This is a genomic window from Actinomadura madurae, from assembly GCF_047130825.1.
GTDB classification, from domain to species: domain Bacteria; phylum Actinomycetota; class Actinomycetes; order Streptosporangiales; family Streptosporangiaceae; genus Spirillospora; species Spirillospora madurae.
Genome location: NZ_CP083237.1, coordinates 9,758,212 through 9,783,190 on the forward strand (window position 1 = coordinate 9,758,212; position 24,979 = coordinate 9,783,190).

General features: G+C 73.4%; 24 protein-coding genes, 1 pseudogene and 1 riboswitch. Of the genes and pseudogenes, 18 read left to right on the forward strand and 7 right to left on the reverse strand.

Features of this window, described 5'->3' with window-relative positions:
* Positions 1-14: 14 nt before the first annotated feature.
* Genes K8Z49_RS45740 through K8Z49_RS45750 form a run of 3 tightly spaced genes read left to right on the forward strand, consistent with a single transcriptional unit; the run spans position 15 to position 2,290 of the window.
* Entirely contained in the window at positions 15-953 is a 939-nt protein-coding gene (locus K8Z49_RS45740) for a phosphatase PAP2 family protein (protein ID WP_412517031.1), read from the forward strand.
* A 13-nt stretch (positions 954-966) separates the two neighbouring features.
* Entirely contained in the window at positions 967-1,644 is a 678-nt protein-coding gene (gene rpe, locus K8Z49_RS45745; RefSeq protein WP_021596112.1) for a ribulose-phosphate 3-epimerase, read from the forward strand.
* Positions 1,645-1,651: 7 nt separating this feature from the next.
* Positions 1,652-2,290: an HAD-IA family hydrolase gene (locus K8Z49_RS45750; RefSeq protein WP_412517032.1), complete on the forward strand. Its 639-nt coding sequence runs from the start codon at positions 1,652-1,654 to the stop codon at positions 2,288-2,290.
* 88 nt (positions 2,291-2,378) lie between these two features.
* Here the strand turns inward: K8Z49_RS45750 and K8Z49_RS45755 are convergent, their stop codons facing one another.
* The gene (locus K8Z49_RS45755; protein ID WP_218163553.1) at positions 2,379-2,816 is read right to left on the reverse strand and encodes a DoxX family protein; all 438 of its coding nucleotides are present in this window, start codon (positions 2,814-2,816) and stop codon (positions 2,379-2,381) included.
* Positions 2,817-2,962: 146 nt separating this feature from the next.
* Positions 2,963-3,093, forward strand: a riboswitch (FMN riboswitch).
* Positions 3,094-3,164: 71 nt separating this feature from the next.
* Here K8Z49_RS45755 and K8Z49_RS45760 point away from each other — a divergent pair.
* The 7 genes from K8Z49_RS45760 to K8Z49_RS45790 are packed head-to-tail and all read left to right on the forward strand — an operon-like array spanning position 3,165 to position 8,195.
* A complete protein-coding gene (locus K8Z49_RS45760) occupies positions 3,165-3,758 on the forward strand; it encodes a riboflavin synthase (protein ID WP_021596109.1) in 594 nt (197 codons plus the stop codon).
* The gene (gene pnuC / locus K8Z49_RS45765; RefSeq protein WP_021596108.1) at positions 3,755-4,399 is read left to right on the forward strand and encodes a nicotinamide riboside transporter PnuC; all 645 of its coding nucleotides are present in this window, start codon (positions 3,755-3,757) and stop codon (positions 4,397-4,399) included. Before K8Z49_RS45760 ends, pnuC begins: the two co-directional genes overlap by 4 nt.
* On the forward strand, positions 4,396-5,637 hold the full coding sequence (locus tag K8Z49_RS45770; RefSeq protein WP_412517033.1) for a bifunctional 3,4-dihydroxy-2-butanone-4-phosphate synthase/GTP cyclohydrolase II: 1,242 nt from the start codon (positions 4,396-4,398) through the stop codon (positions 5,635-5,637). Before pnuC ends, K8Z49_RS45770 begins: the two co-directional genes overlap by 4 nt.
* Positions 5,634-6,146 (forward strand): 6,7-dimethyl-8-ribityllumazine synthase, encoded by a 513-nt coding sequence (gene ribH / locus K8Z49_RS45775; protein ID WP_075019853.1) that lies wholly within the window; start codon positions 5,634-5,636, stop codon positions 6,144-6,146. The genes K8Z49_RS45770 and ribH overlap by 4 nt, the downstream gene beginning before the upstream one ends.
* Before the next feature lie 47 nt (positions 6,147-6,193).
* Positions 6,194-7,069 (forward strand): ATP phosphoribosyltransferase, encoded by an 876-nt coding sequence (gene hisG / locus K8Z49_RS45780; RefSeq protein WP_075019854.1) that lies wholly within the window; start codon positions 6,194-6,196, stop codon positions 7,067-7,069.
* The gene (locus tag K8Z49_RS45785; RefSeq protein ID WP_075019855.1) at positions 7,062-7,508 is read left to right on the forward strand and encodes a PH domain-containing protein; all 447 of its coding nucleotides are present in this window, start codon (positions 7,062-7,064) and stop codon (positions 7,506-7,508) included. Before hisG ends, K8Z49_RS45785 begins: the two co-directional genes overlap by 8 nt.
* Before the next feature lie 60 nt (positions 7,509-7,568).
* On the forward strand, positions 7,569-8,195 hold the full coding sequence (locus K8Z49_RS45790) for a Uma2 family endonuclease (protein WP_412517034.1): 627 nt from the start codon (positions 7,569-7,571) through the stop codon (positions 8,193-8,195).
* Positions 8,196-8,223: 28 nt separating this feature from the next.
* Here the strand turns inward: K8Z49_RS45790 and K8Z49_RS45795 are convergent, their stop codons facing one another.
* Positions 8,224-8,862, reverse strand: a complete 639-nt coding sequence (locus tag K8Z49_RS45795) for a hypothetical protein (RefSeq protein WP_412517035.1) — start codon at positions 8,860-8,862, stop codon at positions 8,224-8,226.
* A 102-nt stretch (positions 8,863-8,964) separates the two neighbouring features.
* On the opposite strand from K8Z49_RS45795, the gene K8Z49_RS45800 reads away from it, so the two are divergent.
* Positions 8,965-10,188: an RNA-guided endonuclease InsQ/TnpB family protein gene (locus K8Z49_RS45800; RefSeq protein ID WP_412517036.1), complete on the forward strand. Its 1,224-nt coding sequence runs from the start codon at positions 8,965-8,967 to the stop codon at positions 10,186-10,188.
* A gap of 99 nt (positions 10,189-10,287) precedes the next feature.
* Here the strand turns inward: K8Z49_RS45800 and K8Z49_RS45805 are convergent.
* A pseudogene (locus K8Z49_RS45805) lies at positions 10,288-10,691 on the reverse strand (molybdopterin-dependent oxidoreductase); the annotation flags it as partial.
* Between the two features lie 305 nt (positions 10,692-10,996).
* Between K8Z49_RS45805 and K8Z49_RS45810 the strand changes: the two are divergent.
* From K8Z49_RS45810 to K8Z49_RS45825, 4 genes are read left to right on the forward strand one after another with little or no spacing between them, the layout of a single operon-like run.
* On the forward strand, positions 10,997-11,881 hold the full coding sequence (locus K8Z49_RS45810) for an AAA family ATPase (protein WP_412521292.1): 885 nt from the start codon (positions 10,997-10,999) through the stop codon (positions 11,879-11,881).
* A gap of 26 nt (positions 11,882-11,907) precedes the next feature.
* Positions 11,908-13,002: a vWA domain-containing protein gene (locus tag K8Z49_RS45815; RefSeq protein WP_033333585.1), complete on the forward strand. Its 1,095-nt coding sequence runs from the start codon at positions 11,908-11,910 to the stop codon at positions 13,000-13,002.
* Positions 12,995-14,119, forward strand: a complete 1,125-nt coding sequence (locus tag K8Z49_RS45820) for an XdhC family protein (protein ID WP_021596097.1) — start codon at positions 12,995-12,997, stop codon at positions 14,117-14,119. Before K8Z49_RS45815 ends, K8Z49_RS45820 begins: the two co-directional genes overlap by 8 nt.
* Positions 14,120-14,137: 18 nt before the next feature.
* Positions 14,138-14,743: a nucleotidyltransferase family protein gene (locus tag K8Z49_RS45825; protein ID WP_021596096.1), complete on the forward strand. Its 606-nt coding sequence runs from the start codon at positions 14,138-14,140 to the stop codon at positions 14,741-14,743.
* Positions 14,744-14,773: 30 nt separating this feature from the next.
* Here the strand turns inward: K8Z49_RS45825 and K8Z49_RS45830 are convergent, their stop codons facing one another.
* A complete protein-coding gene (locus tag K8Z49_RS45830; protein WP_021596095.1) occupies positions 14,774-15,994 on the reverse strand; it encodes a DUF6986 family protein in 1,221 nt (406 codons plus the stop codon).
* Positions 15,995-16,230: 236 nt separating this feature from the next.
* Here K8Z49_RS45830 and K8Z49_RS45835 point away from each other — a divergent pair, with 236 nt between their 5' ends.
* The 3 genes from K8Z49_RS45835 (at position 16,231) to K8Z49_RS45845 (ending at position 21,167) form a co-directional block, all read left to right on the forward strand.
* Positions 16,231-16,398 carry a hypothetical protein gene (locus K8Z49_RS45835; protein ID WP_021596094.1) on the forward strand — a complete coding sequence of 56 codons (168 nt, stop codon included), beginning with the start codon at positions 16,231-16,233 and terminating at the stop codon, positions 16,396-16,398.
* Positions 16,391-17,146: a DUF6338 family protein gene (locus K8Z49_RS45840; RefSeq protein WP_021596093.1), complete on the forward strand. Its 756-nt coding sequence runs from the start codon at positions 16,391-16,393 to the stop codon at positions 17,144-17,146. The genes K8Z49_RS45835 and K8Z49_RS45840 overlap by 8 nt, the downstream gene beginning before the upstream one ends.
* A gap of 73 nt (positions 17,147-17,219) precedes the next feature.
* Positions 17,220-21,167, forward strand: a complete 3,948-nt coding sequence (locus K8Z49_RS45845) for a CHAT domain-containing protein (protein WP_412517037.1) — start codon at positions 17,220-17,222, stop codon at positions 21,165-21,167.
* Here the strand turns inward: K8Z49_RS45845 and K8Z49_RS45850 are convergent.
* The 3 genes from K8Z49_RS45850 to K8Z49_RS45860 are packed head-to-tail and all read right to left on the reverse strand — an operon-like array spanning position 21,155 to position 24,953.
* The gene (locus K8Z49_RS45850; protein ID WP_412517038.1) at positions 21,155-22,060 is read right to left on the reverse strand and encodes an aldose 1-epimerase family protein; all 906 of its coding nucleotides are present in this window, start codon (positions 22,058-22,060) and stop codon (positions 21,155-21,157) included. The two genes, K8Z49_RS45845 and K8Z49_RS45850, sit on opposite strands and share 13 nt — an antisense overlap.
* A gap of 29 nt (positions 22,061-22,089) precedes the next feature.
* Entirely contained in the window at positions 22,090-23,499 is a 1,410-nt protein-coding gene (locus K8Z49_RS45855) for a DUF1116 domain-containing protein (RefSeq protein WP_021599890.1), read from the reverse strand.
* On the reverse strand, positions 23,496-24,953 hold the full coding sequence (locus tag K8Z49_RS45860) for an FdrA family protein (protein ID WP_412517039.1): 1,458 nt from the start codon (positions 24,951-24,953) through the stop codon (positions 23,496-23,498). The genes K8Z49_RS45855 and K8Z49_RS45860 overlap by 4 nt, the downstream gene beginning before the upstream one ends.
* Positions 24,954-24,979 lie beyond the last annotated feature (26 nt).

Below are 24,979 nucleotides of genomic sequence, written 5' to 3' on the forward strand. Positions count from 1 at the left end.
CCCTTGGGGGATCCGTGCTGACCGGCTTCATGGAGTTCGTGTCGTACCTGGGCAGCGCGGCCTTCCACGTCCCACTGCTGCTGGCGCTCTTCTGGTGCGTGGCACCGCGCCTCGCCGCGCGGGCGTCGGTCGTCCTGCTGCTCGGCGCGGTCGTCAACTCGCTGCTCAAGCTCGTCTTCCACGACCCCCGCCCCTACTGGACGGATCCCGACATCAAGGGCGAGCAATCGCTGACGTCATTCGGGATGCCCTCGGGGCACGCCCAGAACGGCATCGTGGGCTACGGCTTCTTCGCCGCCCAGACCAGGCGGTGGACGCTGTGGGCGGGCGCCGCCGCCATGATCCTGCTGATCGGCTATTCCCGCGTGTACCTCGGCGTCCACTCGGTCGGCCAGGTCGCGGCGGGATGGGGGATCGGCCTGGTCCTTCTCGTGGCCGTCCTGGGGCTGGAACCCATCGTCGTCCCGTGGTGGAGGCGGCAGCATCTGGCGATGCAGATGGCGCTCTCCCTGGCGGCCTCCCTGCTGCTCCTGGCGGCGGGCTGGGGTGCGGCGGAACGCCTCGGTGACTGGCAGTGGCCGCAGGCCTGGGCGGAGGCCGTCAGAGCGGCCGGCGGAGCCACCGAGCCGGTGACCGCGACCGACGCGGCCCAGGCTTCCGGCGCCTTCTGCGGCGCCCTCATGGGCCTGTCCGTTCTCGCGGCCCGCGGCTGGTTCGAGCCGGGCGGGAAGGCCTGGCAGCGCCTCGCGCGCCTCCCGGTGGGGCTTGCCGGCGCGGCGGTCATCGCCTTCTTCGAGGGGACCCACCTGGTCCAGGCCTTCGTCGTCCAGGCCCTGCTGGTCCTCTGGGTCACGGCCGGCGCGCCGGAGGTCTTCGTCCGGACCGGGCTGGCCGCCCGTTCCACCCCCGGTCTCACCCGCCCGGGTGACGAACGGGCCGAACTACGCCAATAGACTCGGGGCCATCATGGCTCCTCAGATCGCGCCCAGCATCCTGTCCGCCGACTTCGCCCGCCTGGCCGAGGACGTCGCGCGCGTCGCCGGCACCGCGGACTGGGTGCACGTCGATGTCATGGACAACCACTTCGTCCCGAACCTCACCCTCGGGCTGCCCGTCGTGCAGGCCCTGCTCAGGCACAGCGCGCTGCCGCTCGACTGCCACCTGATGATCGAGGATCCCGACCGCTGGGCGCCGGAGTACGCCGAGGCGGGGGCGAAGAGCGTCACCATCCACGCCGAGGCGGCGAAGGCCCCCGTCCGCACCCTGCGCGCCATCCGCTCCGCGGGCGCGCGGGCGGGCCTCGGCGTCAACCCGGCGACCCCGGTCGACGGCTTCGAGGACCTCCTCGGCGAGGTCGACATGCTGCTGCTCATGACCGTCGAGCCGGGCTTCGGCGGCCAGAAGTTCCTGGACGTCGTCCTGCCGAAGGTCCGCCGCGCCCGGGAGCTCATCAAGGGCCGCGACCTTCCCGTCTGGCTCCAGGTCGACGGCGGTGTCAGCGCCGAGACCATCGAACGCTGCGCCGACGCGGGAGCCGACGTCTTCGTCGCAGGCAGCGCGGTCTACGGCGCCGACGACCCCGCCGAGGCCGTGCGCAAGCTCCGCGCCCAGGCCGAAGAGGCGACCGCCAAAGCCGATTGGTGATCTCCTGGTGATCCTCACCTGCAACGCCGTCCTGTTCGACGTGGACGGCACCCTCGTCGACTCCACACCGCTCGTCGAGCGCGCCGCGCGCGAGTGGGCCGCCGAGTACGGCATCGACCTGGACGAGTTCCTGTCGGACGCCCACGGCCGCCGGACGAGCGACCGTGTGGCCGACTTCCTCCCACCGGACGAGGTGCGCGAAGCCACCGCCCGCCTGGACGCCCTGGAAGCGTCCCGCACCGACGGCATCACCGCCCTCCCCGGCGCCATGGAGCTGCTGACGTCCATGAACGGCCTGCCTCACGCCTTCGTCACCTCGATGGACCGGGCCCAGCTCAAGGCCCGCACAGAGGCGGCGGGTGTGCCGCTCCCACCCGTAGTGGTGACCGCCGACGACGTTACGTCCGGCAAACCAGACCCGTCCGGCTACCTCCAGGCGGCCGGGCGTCTGGGCGTGCCTCCGTCCGACTGCGTCGTCATCGAGGACGCCCCCGCCGGCATTGCGGCAGGCCGGTCCGCGGGTGCCACCGTCCTCGCGGTGCTCACGAGCCACGCGCAGGACTTCCTGACGGCGGCCCACCACATCGTCCAGGACCTGACCCGCGTGGCGGCCTCAACGGACGGTCTCCACGTCACCACCGGCTGACCCCTGGGAGGGAAAGGCCGCGCCGCCGGGCCGGGCGGGATGGCGGTCACCACGGGCCCGGCGGCACGGGGTCGGGCGGCGCGGGCCGTCAGCCGAAGAGCGGGCCCACCAGGTTGAGGCCGGGGTGCTCGTCCGACGCGTAGAGGACGAACAGGGCCAGGGCGCCGCCCACGAGGGCGATCTCCTTGTTGAACTGGATCTGCTCCTGCTGGCGCGTCTCCGGCGACTCCTGCCTCCAGAAGTCGTGGAAGACGAAGGCCGTGATGAGCAGGAAGGGGACGAAGGCGATCGCGGCGAGGTCGGGCCAGACGCCGAGGACGAGCAGGACCGCCGCCACCAGGATGTAGACGCCCGACACCTGGACGGCGAGCCTGGGCATCGGGAGCTTCTTGGCCGCCGCGTAGCCGGCCATCGCCTCGGTGGCGGTGAGGTGGCCGACGGCGGCGCCGGCGAAGAGCGCCGCGAAGGCGACGCGGGCGATGAGGGCGACGACGTCCATGACTGCCTCCAGGGGGAATGTCGTCATGCGTCACGTGTGTCCCGTCACCTACCCCGAGTCGAAGATCGTTGAACGTTTAAGTATCTACCTTTCGGCGGGCCGTCCCGGTGACCGTGGCGATGGTCACAGGGGCGGGGAAGAGAATGCGTGGCACACTGGTTGGCAAAGCATGAACGCGTGCTCCGGGGTCGGTGAAATTCCGAACCGGCGGTGACAGTCCGCGACCCGGCCGAAGCCATCGGCCGGTTGACCCGGTGGAACTCCGGGACCGACGGTGAAAGTCCGGATGGGAGGCAGCGCGCGGTACGCCCCTGGCCAGGGGCGTGCGCTGACGGCCGTACGTCCCCCGGAGCCTTGAACAGGGAGGCCCGGGAGATGTTCACCGGCATCGTCGAGGAGCTCGGCGAGATCGTGGCGGTCGACCCCTTGGGGGGCTCGGTCACGCTCACGGTCCGCGGACCGCTCGTCACCGAGGACGCCGTCCACGGCGCGTCGATCGCCGTCAACGGCGTCTGTCTCACCGTGGTGGACGTCAAGGACGGGGCGTTCACCGCCGACGTCATCAAGGAGACCCTCGACAAGTCCGGCCTCGGCGCGCTGGAACCGGGCTCCAAGGTCAACCTGGAACGCCCCGTCCGGCTCTCCGACCGGCTCGGCGGCCATCTCGTCCAGGGCCACGTCGACGGCGTGGGCGAGATCCTCTCCCGCGAGCCGGGGGAGCGGTGGGACGTGGTCACGGTGTCCCTCCCCCCGAGCCTGAGCCGCTACCTGGTCGACAAGGGCTCCATCACCGTCGACGGCATCAGCCTCACCGTCGTCGAGGCCGCCGCCGACCGGTTCAGCGTGGCCCTCATCCCGACGACGCTCGCGCTCACCACGCTCGGCCACAAGCAGCCGGGCGAGCCCGTGAACCTCGAAGTGGACGTCGTCGCCAAATACGTCGAGCGCATGATGGGCGACCGGTCGTGAACTGGCTCGGCGCGGGCTTCGAGGTGTTCGGCGAGCACATCCTGTGGACCGACCTGGTCGGCAACGTGCTCTCGCTCGCCGTCGTCTGGCTCGCCATGCGCAAGACCCTCTGGACGTGGCCCGTGCAGCTGGCCGGCGCGCTCCTGCTGCTCGCCGCGTCGACGCACGCGCACGTCCCCGGCAACGCCCTCAAACAGGTGCTGTTCATCGGGCTCGCCCTCAGCGGATGGGCCATGTGGACACGGGGGCGGCGCGACACCACGGGCGGCCTCGTCGTCCGGCAGGCGACGCCCAAGGAACGCGCCGTGCTGATCGGCGCGCTCGTCATCGGCACGGCGGTCGTCGCCGAACTGTTCGTCCACCTCGACTGGCTGAGGATCGCCTGGTCGCCGTGGGCGAACGCCTACATCTTCGTCGGCAGCGCGGTCGCGACGTTCGCGCAGAGCCGCGCGCTGGTCGACTTCTGGATCGTCTGGGTGCTCGTGGACCTGGTCGGGGTGCCGCTGGCGCTCAGGTCCGGGCTGTACGTGTCCGGCGCGGTCTACGGGATCTTCTTCGTGATGGTGATGGTCGGGTTCAGGAACTGGCTCCGGGAGTCCCGGGGCGGGCAGGCCCTCGGGCAGAAGGCGGTGACCGCATGAGCGGCAACGACACAGGGATCGGCGACACGGGCATCTTCGACCCGATCGAGGCGGCGGTCGCGGACGTCGCGGCGGGTCGCCCCGTCGTGGTCGTCGACGACGAGGACCGCGAGAACGAGGGCGACATCATCTTCGCCGCGGCGAAGGCGACGCCCGAGTTGCTCGCGTTCACGATCCGCTACACCAGCGGCGTCATCTGCGTCCCGATGGAGGGCGCAGACCTCGACCGGCTGCAGATCCCGCTGATGACGGCGCAGAACACCGAGCGCATGCGCACCGCGTACACGATCAGCGTGGACGCCCGCCTCGGCGTCACCACCGGCATCTCCGCGGCCGACCGGGCCCGGACGATCCGCACCCTGTGCGACTCGGCGTCCGAGCCGCGCGACCTGGTCCGCCCCGGCCACATCTTCCCGCTCCGCTACCGGGAGGGCGGCGTCCTGCGGCGGCGCGGGCACACCGAGGCCGCCGTCGACCTCGCCCGGCTCGCCGGGCTCGCCCCCGCCGGCGTCCTCGCCGAGGTGGTGAACGAGGACGGCACCATGGCGCGCCTGCCCGAACTCCAGATCTTCGCCAAGGAGCACGGGCTCAAGCTCATCTCCATCGAACAACTCGCCGAGTACCGCCGGCGGACCGAGGCGATGGTCACCCGCGTCGTCGAGACCCGCCTGCCCAACCGGTACGGCGCGTGGAAGGCCGTCGGCTTCTCCAGCGCCATCGACGGCGGCGAGCACATCGCCCTCGTCCTCGGCCACGTCGGCGACGGCGAGGACGTCCTGATCCGGGCCCACTCCGAGTGCCTCACCGGCGACGTCCTGCACTCCGAGCGCTGCGACTGCGGAACCCAGCTGGACGCCGCCATGGAACGCATCGCCGAAGAGGGGCGCGGCATCGTCCTGTACCTGCGCGGCCACGAGGGACGCGGCATCGGCCTGCTCGCCAAGCTGCAGGCCTACGCGCTCCAGGACAACGGCTCCGACACCGTGGACGCCAACCTGGAACTCGGCCTCCCCGCCGACGCGCGCGAGTACTCCAACGCCGCGCACATGCTCCGTGAGCTGGGCGTACGCTCGGTGCGGGTGCTCACCAACAACCCGGAGAAGCTGAAGGGCCTCGACGGTTTCGGCGTGGAGGTGCGGGGACGCGAGTCCATGCCCGTCATCGTCACCGAGCACAACCGGCGCTACCTGACGGTCAAGCGCGACCGTCTCGGACACCAGATCGAGGGACTCTCATGAGCGGCGCGGGACGCCCCGAGGACTTCACCGTCGACGCGGCCGGGCTGACGCTCGGCATCGTCTGCACCCGCTGGCACGGCAGGATCACCGACCAGCTGCTGGACCGCGCGCTCGCCGCCGCCAAGGCGTGCGGCGTCGACGAGCCGGTCGTCGCCCGCGTCGCCGGCGCGCTCGAACTGCCGGTGATCGCCCAGCAGCTCGCCCGCGACCTCGACGCCGTCGTCTGCCTGGGCGCGGTCATCCGGGGCGCGACCGCCCATTTCGACTACGTCTGCGACTCGGTGACCGCCGGTGTGACCCGCGTCGCGCTCGACGAGTCGACTCCGGTGGGCAACGGGGTCCTCACGTGTGACACCATTGAGCAGGCACTGGAACGCAGCGGGCTGCCGGGCAGCTCCGAGGACAAGGGATGGGAGGCGACTGTGGCCGCACTCGACACGGCACTGACCCTGCGAGGTCTGCGGCATCACGGTCACGCGGGGCACGGCGCGGAGCATCTGGGCTCCTGAACGTCCCCGGTCCCGTACGCATCTCATCTCATCCGAAAGGCAACTCCGTGCTGTCACTAGTCCTGCCCAAGGGGTCGCTGGAGAAGGCGACCATGCAGCTGTTCGACGCCGCCGACCTCACCGTCCAGCGGACGTCGGACCGCGACTACCGCGCCTCCATCGACGACCCCCGCATCGACCGGGTCCGCGTCCTGCGCCCGCAGGAGATCCCGACCTACCTCGAACAGGGGCTCTTCGACCTCGGCATCACCGGCCGCGACTGGATCACCGAGACCGACGCCGACGTGGTCAGCCTCGGCGAGCTGAAGTACTCCAAGGCGACCGCCAACCCGGTCCGCGTGATCATGGCGGTGCCGGACGGCGCGCCCTGGCGGTCGGTGTCCGACCTCCCCGAGGGCGTCCGGATCTCCACCGAGTTCCCGGCGATGACCCGGCGGTTCCTGGAACAGCACGGCGTCAAGGCCACCGTCGTCCCGTCCTACGGCGCGACCGAGGCGAAGGTGCCCGACATCGTGGACGCGATCGTCGACCTCACCGAGACCGGCTCGTCGCTCCGCAAGAACGGCCTGCGCATCCTCGACACGCTCCTGACCAGCTACACCGAGCTGGTCGCGAACCGCGACGCCTACGAGGACGCGGAGAAGCGCGCCGCGATGGAGGACATCGCCCTCCTCCTGCAGGGCGTCATCCGCGCCCGCGGCAAGGTGCTGCTGAAGCTGAACGTCGCGCAGGCCGACCTGCGGAAGGTCCTCGACATCATGCCCGCCATGGCGTCGCCGACGGTCACCTCGCTCGCCGGCGGCGAGTCCAACGCCGTGGAGTCCGTGGTCGCCAAGCGCGGCGTCAACACGCTGATCCCGGCGCTCAAGGCCGCGGGCGCGCACGACATCCTCGAGATCCCCATCGCGAAGATCGTTGACTGACGCTCCGGCGCTGCCGACCGTGTGGCGTCCCCGCACCACCCGGCTCGTCGCCTACCTCACGGCGGGCGTGATCATGCTCGGCCTGATCGTGCTCGCCGTGGTGGTGGCGCCGCAGTTCAAGCTGTTCGACCGGATCCTGATGGTCGCGTTCGGCGCGCTGATCGCGTGGATCCTGCACATGCTGGCGCGCTGCCGCGTCACCGCCGACGACTCCGGCCTCACGGTCGTCAACGCCTTCCGCACCCGCCGCCTCGAATGGCCCGAGGTCGTGGACGTCACCATGAGCCCCGGCGAGCCCTGGCCCACCCTCGACCTCGCCGACGGCACCTCCATCGGCGCGATGGGCATCAACGGCGCCGAAAAAACCCTCGCCGCCCGCCAACTCGCCGAACTCCAGTCCCTCCTCCACACCCGAGGCGAAGCCCCCGACCCCGCCTGAGAACCTCTGGCTTAGGCTGTTGCCCGGACCAGGAACGCGTTCGTGTGCGACAGTGGGCTCATGAGCGCTCAGAGTATCGAGGCGATCGCGGAAAGTGGCCACATGGAGCTTGAGCCGCTGCCAGACTGGGTGTTCCCCCCGCCGGGCGGCTACACGGCCGACGACTTCCTGCGCATGCGCGGTCTGCCCCGGCACACGGAGCTGATCGACGGGAGCCTGGTCTTCGTGAGTCCGCAGCGCAAGTGGCACGTCCGCGTGATCGACCTGCTGCGGACCGAACTGAACCGTCAGGCGCCGGAGTATCTGTGCGCCGACCGCGAAATGACCGTCAGACTCTCCGATCGCCACGCTCCCGAGCCGGACGTTCTGATCGTCTCGACCGAGGCCTACGAACGGGACGAGCCGTCGACCTACTATCTCCCGGAAGACGTCGTGCTCGTGGTCGAGGCGGTCTCCCCCGATTCAGAGATCCGTGACAGGGAGATCAAGCCGCGCAGGTACCGGGAGGCCGGTATCCGGCACTACTGGCGCGTTGAGGAGGACGAGGGGAGCACCATCGTCTATGTCTACGAGTTCGACCCCGCCTGTGCGGCTTATGTCATGACCGGCATCCACCATGACCAGCTCAAAGTGACAGGGCCGTTCCCCATCGAGATCGACCTCACAGCGGTCACCAAGCGGCGGTAGGAACACCGGCCAAGGTGTGGCGCCATGCCTAGAGGGCGGTGAGGACGGTTATCGTGCCGGCGGTGATGAGGGCGGCGGCCCAGAGGCGGTCCAGGTTGAACCAGGCGCGGCGGAGGATGGCCAGGCCGACGATCTCGTAGACGAGGACGGCGATGACGCCGGCGACGGCGAACATCGCGAGGGTGTGGACGGCGGTGACGAAGACGCCGGTGGACAGGGCGCCGCCCGAGGTCGACGCCAGGCCGTGGTCGTGGCCCGCCGGGGCCGTCCCGGACGAGGTCAGGACGGGCAGCAGCATGAGGCCCGCGCCGTGCGCCGAGGACATCAGGAACGACCAGCCGGCGAGCTGCCACAGCGAGATCCGCATGCCGACCCAGCGGAAGTGCCGCTGGGACAGCAGCCGCCACAGCCCGAAGCCGACGAGGAGCGCGCCGCCGCCGATCGCGACCGCCCGGGTCGCGACGACGGAGCGGGTGAGCGCGACGAGGACCGCGACGGCGCCCACGGAGGCGGCGTGGCCCGCGGCGATCGCCGGGAGCGACTGCAGCACGAGGGACCGGCTGCGCTCCTGGAGGCCCCGGGCCACGGCGAACAGCCAGCCCATGGCGGGGTTGAGGCCGTGGAACGCGCCGAGCGCCACCAGCGCGGCGAGCGATCCGTCGGACATTCGACACTTATAACCTGAAGGACCCGAAATTTGCAGTAGGAACACGCTCCATTTTCGCGAGTTCTCCCCATGCGGCACCTAGATCACTGTAATTTTATTGTCGTGAGGACGGCGTTCAAGTGCCGGGCGTATCCGGATGCAGAGCAGGCGATGATGCTGAACCGTACATTTGGGTGTGTGCGGCTCGTCTGGAACAAGACCCTCGCCGAGCGTCGCGCCCGGTATCAGACTGAAGGCGAGCAGACTTCGTATAAGCAGACGAGTGCGGCTCTGACAGTTTGGAAAAAGAACCCCGAGTTGCTGTTTCTGAATGAGGTGTCGTCAGTTCCGCTGCAGCAAACGCTGCGGCATCAGCACGCCGCGTTCACCAACTTCTTCGCTGGGCGGGCACGCTATCCGCGTTACAAGGCTCGTACTGGACGTCAGTCCGCGCACTACACCCGCTCGGCGTTTCGGATGCGCGAGGGCCGATTGTGGCTAGCCAAGACCGTCAGGCCTCTGGATGTGGTGTGGTCGTGGCCGAAAGTGGACCTGGCGGTTCTGAGTCCGACAATGGTGATCGTGTCTCGGGAGGCTGACGGCCGCTGGTTCGTCACACTCGTAGTCGACGAGGACGACCCTGCTCCCGCGCTACCTACCGAAAAGACGGTAGGTGTTGATCTGGGGTTGACGGACTTCGCGGTCACCAGCGACGGTGGTCGCGTTGCTCACCCGAAACACATGCAGCGCCACGAGGAGCGGCTCAGACGGTACCAGCGGAGGATGGCCCGCAAGATCAAAGGTTCCCAGAACCGCAAGAAGACCAGGCGGAAGCTCGCGCGGTCGCACTCCCGGGTGCGCGACGCCCGGCAGGACTTCTTGCACAAGATGACCACGGACCTCGTTCGCCGATACGACGTGATCGTCATCGAGGACCTGAACGTGGTCGGCATGGTCCGCAATTCTCGCTTGGCCCGCGCAATTTCGTGCAGTGGCTGGGGTGAGTTCCGGTCGATGCTGGAGTACAAGGCCGCTCGACTCGGGCGTCGAGTGGTAGTGATCGATCGGTGGCACCCATCTTCCAAGAAATGCGGCGCATGCGGACATCTGCTTGCGACGTTGGATTTGGGTACACGTCAGTGGACGTGCCCGGACTGCGGCGCTCGGCATGACCGGGACATCAACGCCGCCAAGAACATTCTGGCCGCCGGGCTGGCGGTGACAGCCTGTGGAGCGAGCGGAAGACCACCGGGGGAGACCCCGGGGCAGCCCGCATCGAAGCAGGAAATCCGACCCGCGAGGGAAGGAAGCCGCGCCCGTCAGGGCGCTGGCGCAGGCCAAGGGTAGCAGTAGAGTCCACGCGCGAGCCTCTCCGGCGGGGCGGAGGCGGCGTCGCGCGGGGAGGCGTAGAAGGTCGGGTCCGGCTTCCAGAGTGCCATGGGGGTCCTAATCGGTCGTAGCGGGTTGCCCGGTGAGGCAGACTCGCTGGTGGTAGCGGGTGTTCCACGGTGAGAACAGCGGCTCGCCGGCGACCTGGACGTCGCCGAGCCACTTGACGCTCGCGATGCCCGGCCACGACGGCACGACGAGGCGGACGGGGTGGCCGTGGTCGGGGGCAGGGGGGCACCGTTCATCTCGTAGGCGAGGAGGACGTCCTTCATGGCTTTCGCCACCGGAAGGGGACGTCGCACGCGGCCGAGGTTCTCGCCCTTGTCCACGTACTCAGCGTCCAACCCGCGCGGCAGGATGTCCACGGCCTCGCGGGTGATTCCTGCGCGCCGCAGGACGGCCGACAGGCGGACCCCGCGCCACCGGGCCACGCCGACGGCGCCGAGCCGCCACGGCGTGCCGGACGCGGCCTGCCCCTGCTGGGACCCGAAGGCGGACGGCCCGCCGCCAGCCCCGCGGTCAGCCCCGCTCCAGCGGACATGCGCAGCAGCCCGCGGCGGGAGGGCGCGCGCACGCTCTCGTAGGTCGCCTCGTCGGTCAGGTCACAGTCGTCCTTGTCACCGGATCGCATGCACCCGATGCTGCTCAGCGCCCACCCGAAAGTCACCTTTCCCTACTCATTTACCAGGAAAAATCCGGAGCGGCGGGGACGTGTGAGTTCCGTCTCGGGCTGAGTAGCCTGTGATCCGTGGGGGAGGCGGCGCCGATGACCGTGGACCAGGTCGGATCGCCCGCGGAGCTCGCGGGCCTGCTCGACCGGCATGCCTACCTGTGCGACGAGGGGCTCGCGACGGCGTGCTACCTCGCGCTGCGGATGGGGCGGCCGCTGTTCCTGGAGGGCGAGGCCGGCGTCGGGAAGACCGAGCTGGCCAAGACCCTCGCGCGGGGCCTCGGCGCGCCGCTGATCCGGTTGCAGTGCTACGAGGGGCTGGACGCCTCCCAGGCGCTGTACGACTGGGACTTCCCGCGCCAGCTCCTGCACCTGCGGGCCGCCGAGGCCGCGGGCGTCAGCGACGTGGCGCGGCTGGAGGGGGAGCTCTACGACCGCCGGTTCCTGCTGGCCCGCCCGCTCCTCCAGGCGCTGGAGACGTCCCCGAGCGTGCTGCTGGTGGACGAGCTGGACCGCGCCGACGACGAGTTCGAGGCGTTCCTCCTCGAAGTGCTCAGCGACTTCACGATCACCGTCCCGGAGCTCGGCACGATCCGGGCCGAGAAGCCGCCCGTCGTCGTGGTCACCTCCAACCGCACCCGCGAGGTGCACGACGCGCTGAAGCGCCGCTGCCTCTACCACTGGCTGGAGCACCCGTCGTTCGACCGCGAGGTCGCGATCATCAGGCGGCGGCTGCCGGACGCGGCGGAGCGGCTCGCCGCGCAGGTCGCCCGCGTCGCGCAGCGGATGCGCGGCACCGACCTGCTGAAGCCGCCCGGCGTCGCCGAGACCCTGGACTGGACCGAGGCCCTCGTCGCCCTCGGCGTCCGCGAGCTGGACCCGGGCATGGCGGCGGTGACGCTCGGCGCCGTCCTGAAGTACCGCGAGGACCAGCAGCGCGTGCTCGGCGCCGGGCTCGAGGCCCTGCTCAACGGGGGTTAGCCGTGGAGCGGGACGTCACCGAGACGATGGTCGGCTTCGCCCGGACGGTGCGCGCGGCGGGCGGGACCGCCGATCCCGAGCGCGTCCAGGCGATGCTGGCGGCGCTCGACCACCTCGACGTCCTCGACCCGCGCGACGTGTACTGGGCCGGGCGGCTGACGCTGTGCGCCGACCCCGACGACCTCGCCCGCTACGACCGGTGCTTCGCCGCGTACTTCTCCGGCGCGACCGTCCGGCCGGGGCGCAGGCCGCCCCCCGTGGTGGTCCGCCGGATGACGATGCCAGACCCCGGCGCGCAGGGCGGCGAGGACGAGGCCGGGGAGCTGAAGGCGGCGACGGCCAGCGAGGTCGAGGTGCTCCGCGACCGGGACGTGGGGCGGCTGAGCGCCGCCGAGCGCGCCGAGGTCGCGCGGCTCATCGCGCTGCTGGACGCGGGCGCCGAGCGGCGCCGGTCGCGGCGGTTCGCGCCCGCCTCCACCGGCCGCCTCGACCCGGCCCGGACCGTCCGGGAGACGCTGCGGCGCGGTGGCGAGACGTCCCTGCTGCGGCACCGCGCCCACCGCACCCGCCCGCGGCGCGTCGTCCTGATCGTCGACGTCAGCGGGTCGATGAGCCCGTACGCGGACGCGCTGCTGCGGTTCGCGCACGCCGCGGCCCGCTCCGGCGGGCGGGACGTGGAGGTCTTCAGCGCCGGGACGCGGCTGACCCGCCTCACCCGCGAGCTGCGGCACCGCGACCCGGACGCGGCGATGGCGGCGGCGTCCGCGAGCATCCCGGACTGGAGCGGCGGCACCCGCCTCGGCGAGGAGCTGAAGGAGTTCCTCGACCGGTTCGGGCAGCGCGGCCTGGCCCGCGGCGCGATCGTGGTGATCGCCTCGGACGGCTGGGAGCGCGGCGACGCCGGGCTGCTCGGCGCGCAGATGGCGCGGCTGCACCGGCTCGCGCACCGGGTCGTGTGGGCGAACCCGCACAAGGCGCGCCCCGGGTACGAGCCGCTGACGGCGGGCATGGCGGCGGCGCTCCCGCACGTCGACGACTTCACGTCCGGGCACAGCCTCGCGGCGCTGGAGGAGCTGGCCCGCCTCGTGGCGGGCTCCGGAAAGGGGAGGCTTCATGCGTGACGTCCTAGACGACATCGCCGGCTGGTACGCGTCCGGGGAGACGTTCGGTCTCGCGACCGTCGTGAACACCTTCCGCAGCGCGCCGCGCCCGCCGGGCGCCGCCATGGCCGTCTCGCCGGGCGGGGAGGTCGCGGGCAGCGTGTCCGGCGGCTGCGTCGAGGGCGCCGTCTACGACCTGGCGCAGTCGGTGCTGGAGACCGGCGAGCCCGTCGTCCAGCGGTACGGGGTCAGCGACGACGACGCCTTCGCCGTCGGCCTGACCTGCGGCGGGATCCTGGACGTCCTGGTGGAGCCGGTCGGGCCCGCCACCTTCCCCGAGTTCGCGGAGGTCGCCGCGGCGATCGAGGCGCACGAGCCCGTCGCGGTCGCGACCGTCGTCGCCGGTCCGGGCCGGATCGGCGCCCGCCGCGTCATCTGGACCGACCGGGCGTCGGGGTCGCTCGCGCCCGGCGAGCCGTACGCCGCCCGCCTGGACGCCGCGGTCGACGACGACGCGCGCGGCATGCTAGCCCAGGGGCTCACCGGGCAGCGCCACTACGGCCGCGAGGGCGAGCGCCGGCTGGACGACCTGACCGTGTTCGTGCACTCCTTCGCCCCGCCGCCCCGCCTCCTGGTCTTCGGCGCGATCGACTTCGCGGCGGCGGTCGCGCGGGTCGGCAAGTTCCTCGGGTACCACGTGACGGTCTGCGACGCGCGGCCCGTGTTCGCGACGCCGAAGCGGTTCCCCGAGGCGGACGAGGTCGTGGTGAAGTGGCCGCACAAGTTCCTGGAGGAGACCCGCGCCGCCATCGACGAGCGGACGGCGATCTGCGTCCTCACCCACGACCCCAAGTTCGACGTGCCGCTGCTGGAGGTGGCCCTGCGCACCGACGCGGGCTACGTCGGCGCGATGGGCTCCCGCCGCACCCATGACGACCGCCTGGCCCGGCTCCGCGAGGCGGGCCTGTCCGAGGCCGAGCTCGGGCGGCTGCGCTCGCCGATCGGGCTCGACCTCGGCGCCCGGACGCCGGAGGAGACGGCCGTGTCGATCGCGGCGGAGCTCGTCCAGCTCCGCTGGGGCGGTTCCGGCCGCCCGCTGACCGACACCAGCGGCCGGATCCATGCCGACGCGACCTGAGCGCACTACCCTCGCCGGATGACGTTGCGCGGTGAGGGGAACCCGGCCGGTCTGCTGCTCGCGGCGGGGGAGGGCAGCCGCCTCGGGCGTCCGAAGGCGACGCTGGAGCTGCACGGCGAGCGCCTGGTCGACCGGGGCGTGCGGATGCTGCGGGACGCCGGCTGCTCGCCGGTCGTGGTGGTCGCCGGGGCCGCGCAGATCGAGGTCATCGGCGCCGTGGTCGTCCCCAACGCGGGCTGGCGGGACGGCATGGGGTCGTCCCTGCGCGCCGGGCTCGCCGCGCTGCCGCCGGGCTGCCCCGCCGTGGTGGTCGCGCTCGTCGACCAGCCGCTCGTCACCCCGGCCGCCGTCCGGCGCCTGATCGCCGCGCACGAGGAGGGCGCCGAGATCGCCGTCGCCACCTACGGGGGCGCGCCGCGCAACCCCGTCCTGCTGGGCGCCGGGCACTTCGCCGGCGTCGCGGAGGCCGCGGTCGGCGACCAGGGGGCGCGCGGGTACCTGCGCGCCCATCCCGAGCTGGTCACGCCGGTCGCGTGCGACGACGTCGCCGCACCCGACGACATCGACACCCCCGGCGACCTCGCCGCCATGGACGCCGCCCTCGACCGCCGCGAACCCCGGTGACGGCCCGCCCGCGGGCGGGCGCGGACCGGGTCAGGACGCGGGCAGGACGCTCTCGTCCAGCGCGCCGCAGTCGACCGCCCGGCGGAGGCGGGCGGTGAGCGCCCTGATGGTGGCGGGCTCGTCCATGACGCCGCTCGCGTTCCCCGCCGCCTGCTCGTGCCAGGCCCGGACCCGCCCGATGACGTCGTCGACGCCGCCGAGGTGGAACGCGTACACGGCCGCGTACCGGCTCGGCAGGTGCGCGGGGTGCAGGTCCCAGCCCTGGTAGAAGCCGTGCCGGAGCGAGTGCCGGACGTGCGCGGCGTGCACCGCCCAGGTCGCGTTGACCTCGTCCGGTCCGTCGTTGCGGGGGATCACGTTCGTCGAGCCGTCCGACAGCCGGACGCCGGTGCCCGCGAGCGACACCTGCATGATGTGCCGGGCGAAGTCGCAGGCCGGGTGGTCGAGCCGCTGCTCGTGCGGCGGCAGCCCGAGCGCGGCGGTGTAGTCGAACACGCCGAAGTGGGCGGCGGTGATCCGGCCCTTCGCCTCGGAGACGAACGACTGGAGCCCGGCCCGGTTCTCCTCGTCGTCGAGCAGCACCTGCGGCGTCTCGATCTGGATCTCGAACCGCAGGATGCCCTGCGGGAGCCCGAGCGAGGTCTCCAGCCGGTCCAGGAACTCCACGAACAGCCGGACGTGATCGACCGACATCACCTTGGGGAAGGTGATGGTGAACCCGCCCGGCAGCCGGCCGAGCCGGTCGCGCAGCGCGGTCAGGAACCCGTCCAGCGTCCGCATCGCCCGCTCGTGGCCGCCGTCGGCGAACGACTTGACCCGCAACCCCCAGTAGTGCGGCAGGCCCTTCACCTGGTACGCGGCGGCGACGGCCTCGACGACCTGGTCGACGTGCGCGTCCTCCTCGGTGTCGTCGCGCACGCCGTAGCCGTCCTCGAAGTCGATCCGCACGTCCTCGACCGGCTCGGCGGTGAGCTTCGCCGCGACCCGCTCGCGGACCGGCCCGGCGAGCTCGGGGTCGAGCCCGAACGCGGCGCCGAACGACCCGGCGCCCGGCGTGTGGGTGTTCAGCAGCCGCAGCGCCTCGGCGCCGAAGTCGGCGGGCGTCGAGCGGGAGAACCGGTCGGCCGGCACGTACACCGTGTGCACCGGCTGGCGGCCTTCCGCGCCCCCGGGGAAGCGCTCGCCGTGGGCGTCGCGGACGGCGGCGATGCGCGCGGACAGATCGTCGTACGAGGAGACGCTGAGGTTCACCTGAACATGATCCCTCACGTGCGGCGGGGGAGGGAACCGGCTCGGCGAAACTGCGCCCTCCCGGCCGCATCCCGCGGACCCGGCGGGCGGAACCGGTCTGACCACATCCGGTCCGTGATCGCTACGGCGGTCGCCCAGCGGGGATGCTTCTTAAAGCCGCGGCTCCCCCTGAAGGCGGCGCGCCTGCCCCTTCGGACGGAACGTCCCGCCCCCCGCCGACGCGAAGGAGCCGCGCGTTGGTCCCCGAGATCCCCGACGACGAGCCCGAGAACGAGCGGAAGCTGAGGTTCCGCTCATACGCGGAGGAGCCCCTGCTCGACGACGAGGACGGCTCGGGCGAGCTGCTCCTCCCGCCGGCCGTGACGCAGGCGCCCCCTCCGCAGGACAGGCCCGGAAATGCCTAGCAACGCCATCGCCCTCGCCGTCCTGATCGTCGCCCTGGCCCCGGGATTCGCCTACCACCGGGTGTACCGGCGCCGCGTCCCCGCCGAGAAGCGCACCGCGACGGAGGAGATCGTCGAGCTGTTCTGCGCCGGTGCGCTGGGGTCGTTCGCGGCGTCCCTGGTGGTGCTTGGCCTGGCGCAGGCGGTTCCGGGCCTGGTGACCCTCGACATGCTGCTCGGCGGCGGAAGGGAACTGCGCGCCCATGCCTGGGCCGCCGTCCTCTCCGGCGCGCTGGCCCTGGCGCTGAGCGCGCTGTCCTGTGCCGCCGCCGGCGTGGCCATGGGCCGGCTCAGCCGGAGCGGGGTCGGCCAGATCAGGCCCGGGACGCTGTTCGCCCGCACCGTGACCGCGCGCTCACGCACCGGCCGCCGCCCCTACCTCGCCGTCGAGCTGGTCGACGGGCGGCTGGTCGAGGGCTACCTGCGGTACGCCGCCATCGACGAGGACCCGGCCCGCCGGGACCTGGTCCTGCAGCGCCCGATCGCCTGGAGCGGCACCGGCTACGCCGAGCGCACGCTCTCGCGCGCCGCGCGGGTCCTGCTGCGCGGGTCCATGATCGGCGCCATCCATGTCAGCTTCCCCGAACCGCGCCGCGTCGCACCGCCGGACCGGCCCGCCGGGGACGGGTCCCGGACCGACGGGGACGAGACCCAGACCGCCGAGGACGGGGCCCGGTCCGCCTCCCAGGCCGCTCCCACGGGCTCCTAAAGGAGGAACCGTTCCCACTTCGCTGCCGCCCCTGGACGAGGCCGCGCTGCGGCTGCTCACGGCCGTGAACTCCATGCCGATCCGGATGGGGGAGCGCGACCGCATCATCCGGGCGCTCGACGTCATCGCCACCACCGAGTGGACGCGGGTCCTGACGCGGCTGCCGCCGGAGCAGGTCGACTCGCTGCGCCGGGCAGGACCGTCCTACACGCCGTACGAGCTCACCCATGTGACCGCCGTCGCGAGAGAGGCCGCCCGCGTCTACGGCCACGAGCACACGGGCATCTCCCATCTCGCGGTCGCCCTGGCCCTGACGTCCGGCCTGGGCGGCGCCGCGGTACAGGAGATCGCGGCGGCGTTCGGGCTGGGGACACTGGAGGATCCCGGGGAGATCCTGAACCAGCACCTGCTCCGCCTCGAAGGGGAGATCCAGGACGAGGAGGACGGGGACGAGCTGCCGGGGATCTACCGCATCTCGCGGGGGAAGCGGATCTTCCGGATCGGCACGCGCGTCCACCTCCTGCTCCGTTTCGGTGCCGCGGGGGTGCTGCTCGCGACGACCGGCGGACCGGCCTGGCTCCTGGCTCCGCTGGCGCTGCTGTCGTCCAGGGACTCCCGCGAACCGCGTCCGTATCTCGTCGACCCGGTGGGCCCGTGGCAGCTGCGCACCCGCTGGCCTCTGCCGGGCTGCTGGCTCGTGCTGGCATGCCTGCTGGGCGAGCCGGCGGCCGCGGCGACGTTCCTCGTGCTGCTCGTGGCGCTCCAGGCGGTCGGCGCGGGCACCGAGGCGCTGGTGGCCCGCCGCCACCGCTTCTTCGGCGAGAGACCGGACTCCATCCCGCTGGAGATCGCCTGCCTGGCCTCGGTGCCGGAGACGTTCTCCACGCGGCGCGCGTGGCGCCGGCTGGTCGTGGCGGTCGTCGCGGCGGTACCGGTGGCCGTGCTCGCGGCGCAGGTGACGGACCTCTGGCCGCTGTACGCGCTGCCCGTCCTGCTGATCGCGGGCCGGTCGTCCGGGTTCGCGGTCGTGCCCTTGGCGGTGGCGGCGCTCCTCGGCGGCCCGCTGTGGCCGGTCCCGGCGGCCGCGGCGGCGGGGACGCTCGCCCGCGTCCTGATCATCATGACGGAGCGGCCCCCGGCGAGCCCCGTCCCGGTGCCGCGGATCCCCGGCGGAGCGGGCGGCCTGCGGGCGCTGGAGCGGCGCGTCCGCCGGACGCTGCGCGCCGGGCGGCCGGTGACCGCGGTGCGGCTGCTGGCGGAGGCGCCCGCCCCGCTTCCCCCCGTCCTCGCGGGACTGCACGGCTGGGCGCTGCTCGGTGCCGCGCAGCCGGGCGACGCCAAGGCGGCCGTGCGCGGCCTCCGCGGGGAGCTGGCGCCCGTCAAGGCCCTCGTCACCGGGCTCGCCGAGCTGGAGCTCGAGAACCTCGCCGCGGCCCGGTCCGCCCTGGAGGCGGCTCCGGCGCCACGCGGGCGGTCGGGGGCCTGGCGCGTCCTGCACGACCAGCAGGTCCTGGCGCACGGGCGGCTGCTCTGCCGCGAGGCCCCGGCCCTCAAGCTGGCGGCGGCCATCGCGCGCCGGATGCCCGCGACCGTGCGCGGTCCGGACGTGCCGGGCGTCGCGACCATGCTCCGGCTGGTCGCCGAGGCGCAGCGGCCGTCCGACCCCAAGCTGGCCTGGTACCTCGCGGCGGCGGCGTACGTCCTCATCGAGAAGGCGGAGGACGGGCGGATCCGCGAGTTCAGCCTCATCGACCCGGTGCGGGACCTCAACCTCGAGTCGCTCCGCGCGATCGCCCTGATCCAGGTCGTCGAGATGGACACGCGGGCCCCGTCCTTCGGCGACATCGTCCCGCACTCCGAACTGGACACCTCCCGGCTGCTGCTCCGGGCCAACCGGCCGATGGAGGCCGCGGCCTTCCTCAACGAGCTGGCGGATCACCATGAGGCGACCGGAGAGCGGTTGAGCGCCCTGGACCACAGGATCGAGGCGCTCGCCGTGCTGCACTGGAACCGGCACCGGGTCCGCGACCTGGAGGAGCGGCGGCTGTGGTGGCGTGCCGTCAGCGACACCATGGACCGGGCCATGGTCCAGGCCGCCGCCGGGCAGGACTGGGACACGCTGGCCGAGCTGATCGAGTCGGCGCGGCTGCAACTCGGTCCCGGGGAGCACGAGGACGCGGCGGGCGCCGCGGACACGCCGGCACCGTTCATCAGGATGCGCGGTGTCTCGCGGCTGGAGGCGGCGTCCTGGTACCGGCCCGGCGAGCGGCCGCCCGTCCACGACCTGGAGGACCTCGCGGCGGCCGCGCTCGGCGCGGGGACGTGGTGGTGGAGCACCTGGTCGACCGCCGACCGCGTCTTCTGGGCCCTGGTCCCGCCCGACGGCCCGGTGACCGGCGGCGTCCTCGACCGCGGGCCCGGCACCGGCCTCGGCGGCGCGCTCGCCCGGCTCCACGACGCGCTGCCGCTGCCCCATTCCGGCGAGACCGGCGCCCAGCGCGCGGCACGGGTGCTCGACGGCCCGCTGTGCGGCCCGCCGCACGCCGAACTGGACCTGGCGCGCAGCCTCGGCCGGCTGCTGCCGCCCCGGCTGCGGGAGGAGCTGGCCGGGCCGGACGACCTCCGGCTGGCGATCGCGCCCGCGCAGGCGCTGGCCGGCGTGCCGTGGCCGCTCGTCGCCCTTCCCGACGACGACCGGGACCTCCGGCTGGTCGAGCGGTGCCGGCTCGCGATCGCGCCGCCGGCCGCGCTGCTGGCCGCGATCGCCCGGCGGGAGCGGCGTACGGACACCGCGCCGGTCGCGCTGGCCGTGCTCGACCCCGGCGGCGCGTTCGCCGCCCCGGACGCCAGGCTCGACCAGGCGGCGAGCCTGGCCGGGCTGATGCCGTCCGGCGCGACGGTGGTGTCGCAGAAGAGCGCCGTCGACGTGGACGGTTTCGCGCGCCTGCTGGAGGAGGTCCCGGCCGAGTCGAGCGCGGTCTTCGCCTGCCACACGCATCCGGGGAACGGGACGCCGCTCAGCGGAGGGCTCCTGCTCTGCCCGCCCATCGAGGGGCGGGGAACGCCGGAGATCCTCACCGCGGGCCGGCTCATCGACGGCCCCGCCGTGCGCATCCCCCGCCAGGTGCTGCTCCTGGCGTGCGAGAGCGCCGACCTGCGCCAGGCCGCGGAGGGGGAGTGGCTCGTCCTCGGACCCGCGATGCTGTGGGCCGGCGCCGACCGGCTGATCGTGACCGGCTACCCGACACCGGACGAAGGCGGTATCGACAGGGTGCTCACCAGGCATCTGCTCGCCGGCCACGACCTGGTGGACGCGCTGCGCACGGTCCAGACCGGACGGCTCGGCCGGTGGCGGGAGAGCGGCGGTGAGTCCGGCCTGCCGCTCCACTGGGCCGGCCACATGGCGATGGGCGCGTTCGGCGACACCGGGCGGCTCGTGGCCCGGCCCGCCGGCCGCGCGGAAGTCGACCGCGACCTCGTCCGGGATCTGGACGAAGCGGCCACCGGGGCCGCAGCGGCGGGGCGTCCGTCGGTCACGGCGTGGGACGTTCTCCTGGAACTCGCCGCCTACGGTTTCGAGGACGCCCTGCCGCTGGTGCGGAGGCTGGTCGTCCGGACGCTCACGGTCCTCTGCTTCCTCGCCCGCCTCCTGCGCCGGGTGCCGCGGCGGCCGTGGCGGCGGGCGGCCCCCGGCGGGACGGTCGACGTCGGCTCGGACGTTCTCGACCTGCTGTCCGCGGCCGCCGGGACGGCCGCGGACGCGCGCCACCGCGTCATCTGCATCGAGCATCTGCTCGTCGCCGCGCTGGCGTCGCGCGGCGCCGCGGCGGCCGTCGCCCGCGCCGTCACCGGGTGGGACGGCCGGCAGCCCGAGGTCGTCAGGGAACTGATCGACGAGAGCCAGAGCCCCTACCTCCGCACCGGCAGGCCGGAGACCTCCGCGCTGTCGCCGGCCGCGGTGACGCGCGTCTACGGGGCGCTCGGCGTCCGCGAACCCGAGCCGGAGCGTCAGGACGCTTGAATGCCCCAGGTGCCGTCGAACCGGGCGCCGGGTTCGAGGTCCACGACGCCCTCGCCGGAGGCGAAGGCGTTGGGCGGGCACGTCATCGGCTCGACGCCGAGGCCCCGGCGGGGATCGGGGGTGGTGTCGGCGGTGAAGATCATCATCCACGGGTGCGCCTCGTCCGCCCACAGCCGTACAGTCCGTTCGGCTCCGGCCAGGGTGACCCAGACGCGGCCGGCGCCGTCCCGGTTCAGCCCGGTGAACGCCGAGTCGATCCGCCGGTCGCTGAGCACCGGCCCCTTGCGCAGGTCGTACCGGGTGCCGGTGACGTCGAGGGACGGCCCGGACGGGATCATCCGCTCGTCCACCGGCTGGTACCGGTCGGCGCCGAGCGTGACCGCGCAGGCGTCGATCGGCTCGCCGACCGTGAGGTAGGGGTGGGCGCCGTGGCCGTAGGGGGCGGTCCGCGTCCCGGTGTTGCGGGCGGTCATCCGGACGCGGAGGCCCTCGGCGGCGTCCAGGGCGTACTCGGCCTCCAGATCGAGGCGGAACGGGTAGCCGGCCGTGCCGAGGAGGCGGTGGGTGAGCCGCACCCGGTCCGGCGCGTGCTCGGCGGCCGTCCAGGGCGCCCAGCGGGCGAGGCCGTGGATCGCGTTGTCGCGGGCCGGTTCGGACAGGTCCAGCTGGTGCTCGGTCCCGCCGTAGGTGTAGCGGCCGCGGTCGATCCGGTTCGGCCAGGGGACCAGCAGGTGCCCGAACGCGGCCGGCGCCGGCTCGTCGGCGCCGTGCGACAGCACCAGCGGGCGCCCCTCGTGCGTCAGCTCGCGCAGGCTCGCGCCCGACTCGGTGATGACGGCCTGGTAGGGCCCGGCGCTGAGGGCGTACTGCTCCCCGGTGATCGACTCGCTCATGCCCCGGACGCTACCCCGTGCCGGGGCGGCTACGCGATCTCCGCGAGGGCGTGCAGGGCGTCGGTGAACACGCCCGCCGGCGGCTCGACGAGGCCCGCGCCGACCTGGCCCGTCCCGGCCTCCCTCCCCGCGATGCCGGTGTCGATGACGGGCAGGATCCCGGTGCGCACGACGCGGGTGACGTCCACCCCGGCGGGAGTGCCGCGGAACGACAGCAGCGGGATCTGCAGCGCCGGATGCTCGGCGAGGGTGATCTCGTACATCCGCTGGGTGGCGGCGACCGCGTCCGGCACCTCGCCGCCGACGAACCGGACGATCGCCGGCGCCGCGGCGAGCGCGAAGCCGCCCATCCCGGCCGTCTCGGTGATCGCCGAGTCGCCGATGTCGGGGTTGGCGTCGTCCGGGCCGTAGCCGCCGAGGTACAGGCCGTCCGGCACGCCGGCCGGTCCGGTGAACCAGCGGTCGCCCGTCCCCGACACCTGGACGCCGAAGTCGGTGCCGTTGCGGGCCATCGCCACGACCAGGCTGGACCCGGGGACGTCGCGGGCCGCGTCCGCGCACGCCTTCGCCGCCGCCATCCCCGCGTTCAGGAAGAAGTGGTCGTTGCCCGCCGCGAACCGCAGCACCTCGGCGGCCCGGTCGCGGGGCACGTCCTCGGCCGCCGCGAGCGCGGGCGCCAGCGCGCGCAGCAGCAGCGACGTCGCCGCCCGGTTCCGGTTGTGCAGCTCGTCGCCCATCTGCAGGGCCTGCGCGATGAGGGAGATCAGGTCCAGCGGCCCGTGCCGCCGGACGGCCGACCGCAGCGCCGGGCCGAGCACCTCGCCCATCCACGTCAGCCGCTCGATCACCTCCGGGCCGTACGCCCCGTACCGCAGGACCTTCCCGAGCCCCTCGTTGAGCGAGCAGTACGCCGTCCCGCCGTGCTCGGCGTCCTCGACCACGAACATCCACATGGACGGGCTGACGACCCCCGCCATCGGCCCCACCGCGGCGTGGTGGTGGCACGGCTCGAACGCGGCCGCGCCGCGCTCCAGCTCCCGCCGCGCGCCGAGCGGCGTCTCGGCGAGCCCTTCGAGGAGCATCGCGCCGACGAGCGCGCCGCGCATCGGCCCGGACGCCCGGTCCCAGTCCAGCGGCGGGCCCGCGTGCAGGAACGTCCCCTTCTCCAGGCCGAGCACCTCGCTCGCCGGGCGGACGTCCACCAGGTGCGGGCGCGCCGTCACCATCCGCCCGACGGCGCGCGCGTTGGCCTCGGCGTGCCCGGGCGCCCCGAGGACCGCGGCGAGCGCGGCCTCCGTCCCGGCCGGCGGCGGCCGCCAGTCGACCGCCTCCACCGGCACGGCCTGCTCCGCGAGCGCGTCCGCGAGGATCTCCACCCCCGCCGTCACCACCCGCGGATCGCGGGTCAGCAGCCCGCCCAGCCGGTGCCGCTCGTTCATCCGGACGCCCCTTCCGCCGCCTGCCCGTCCACCTTCGCCAAGGCGTGCCGGGTCGCCTGGGCGTTCGACGCGAACACGTCGGCGCCCGCGTCGCGCAGGGCGGCGGCCTGCCCGTCGCGGCCCTGCGGGTCCGCCGGCGTCCCGCACAGCGACACCACGACCGCGAGGTCCGGACGCTCCTTCACCGCCTCGGCGACCGCCGGGGCGAGCAGCGCGGCCGGGTCGGGCTCGGCGCCGTGCCCGAGCACCACGTCCAGGAGCAGCACGCCGCACGCCGGGTCGGCGGCCTCGCCCCGCAGCGCCTCCAGCCGCAGCGTCGGGTCGATCATCGGGTGCGCGCGGCCCCGCGTGTAGGCGTCGTCGCCGAAGTCGGTGAACCGGTGGCCGCGCGCCTCCAGCTGCTCCCACCCCAGCAGGTCCCGCGCGATCATCTCCGCCTCGTCGCGCAGCGTCCCGCCCGCGAACAGCCCGCGCAGCGCCCGCCCGCGCGCCCGCGCCGGGCGCCGCGACGACGTCCAGCGCGGCCACTCCGGCACGGCCCGGCCGAGCGCCGCGAGGACCTCCTCGGCCGCCCGCGTCAGGTCGTTCTCGCCGGGCACCGGCAGCGCGAACAGCACCGGCGTGTCCAGCCGCCGCGCCGCCTCCCGGATCAGGTCCAGCACCTGCGGCGCCGGCGGCTTGGACACCAGCACGATCAGCTCGGTGCCCGGGTCGGCGTCCAGCGCCGCCAGCGCGGACAGCGCCGACCGGCCGCTCACCTCCGGCGACAGGTCCCGCCCGCCGACGCCCAGTACGTGGCTCACGCCGGCTCCCGCCGCGTCCAGCAGGCACATCAGCTGCTGCGCGCCCGTCCCGGACGCCGCGACCACGCCCACCGGCCCCGGCCGCACCGCGTTCGCGAACCCCAGGCCCGCGCCGCCGATCACCGCCGTCCCGCAGTCCGGGCCCATCACGATCAGCCCGCGCCGCGCCGCCGCCTCCTTCAGCGTGATCTCCTGGGCGAGCGGCACGTTGTCACTGAAGATCATCACGTTGAGACCGGCGTCCAGCGCGTCCATCGCCTCCGGGAACACCTGCGGCCCCGGCACCGACAGCAGCGCCACCGTCGCCTCCGTCCGGGCCGCCGCCGACCCCGTCGTCCGGGCCGGCTCCGGCGCCCCGAGCACCCCGCCCCCGGACGGCGGGCGCGCCGCCTCCCGCAGCAGCCCGTCCAGCGCCTCCCGCGCCTCGTCCAGACCGCCGTCCTCGACCCGGATCGCCACCACCAGGTCGTCCGGCCCGGCCTCGCCCGGCACCTCGAACCCCATCCGGCCGAACATCTCGCGGTTCAGCCCGGTGCCCATCGCCACCATCGCCGCCGCGACCCCCGGCCGCTCCGACAGCAGCCGGCTCACCCGCATGAGCGTGACCGAATCGTGGTAGCGCCCCCGCCGCACCTCGACCGATTCGTTCACACGCACCTCCTGTGGGGGACGACCCC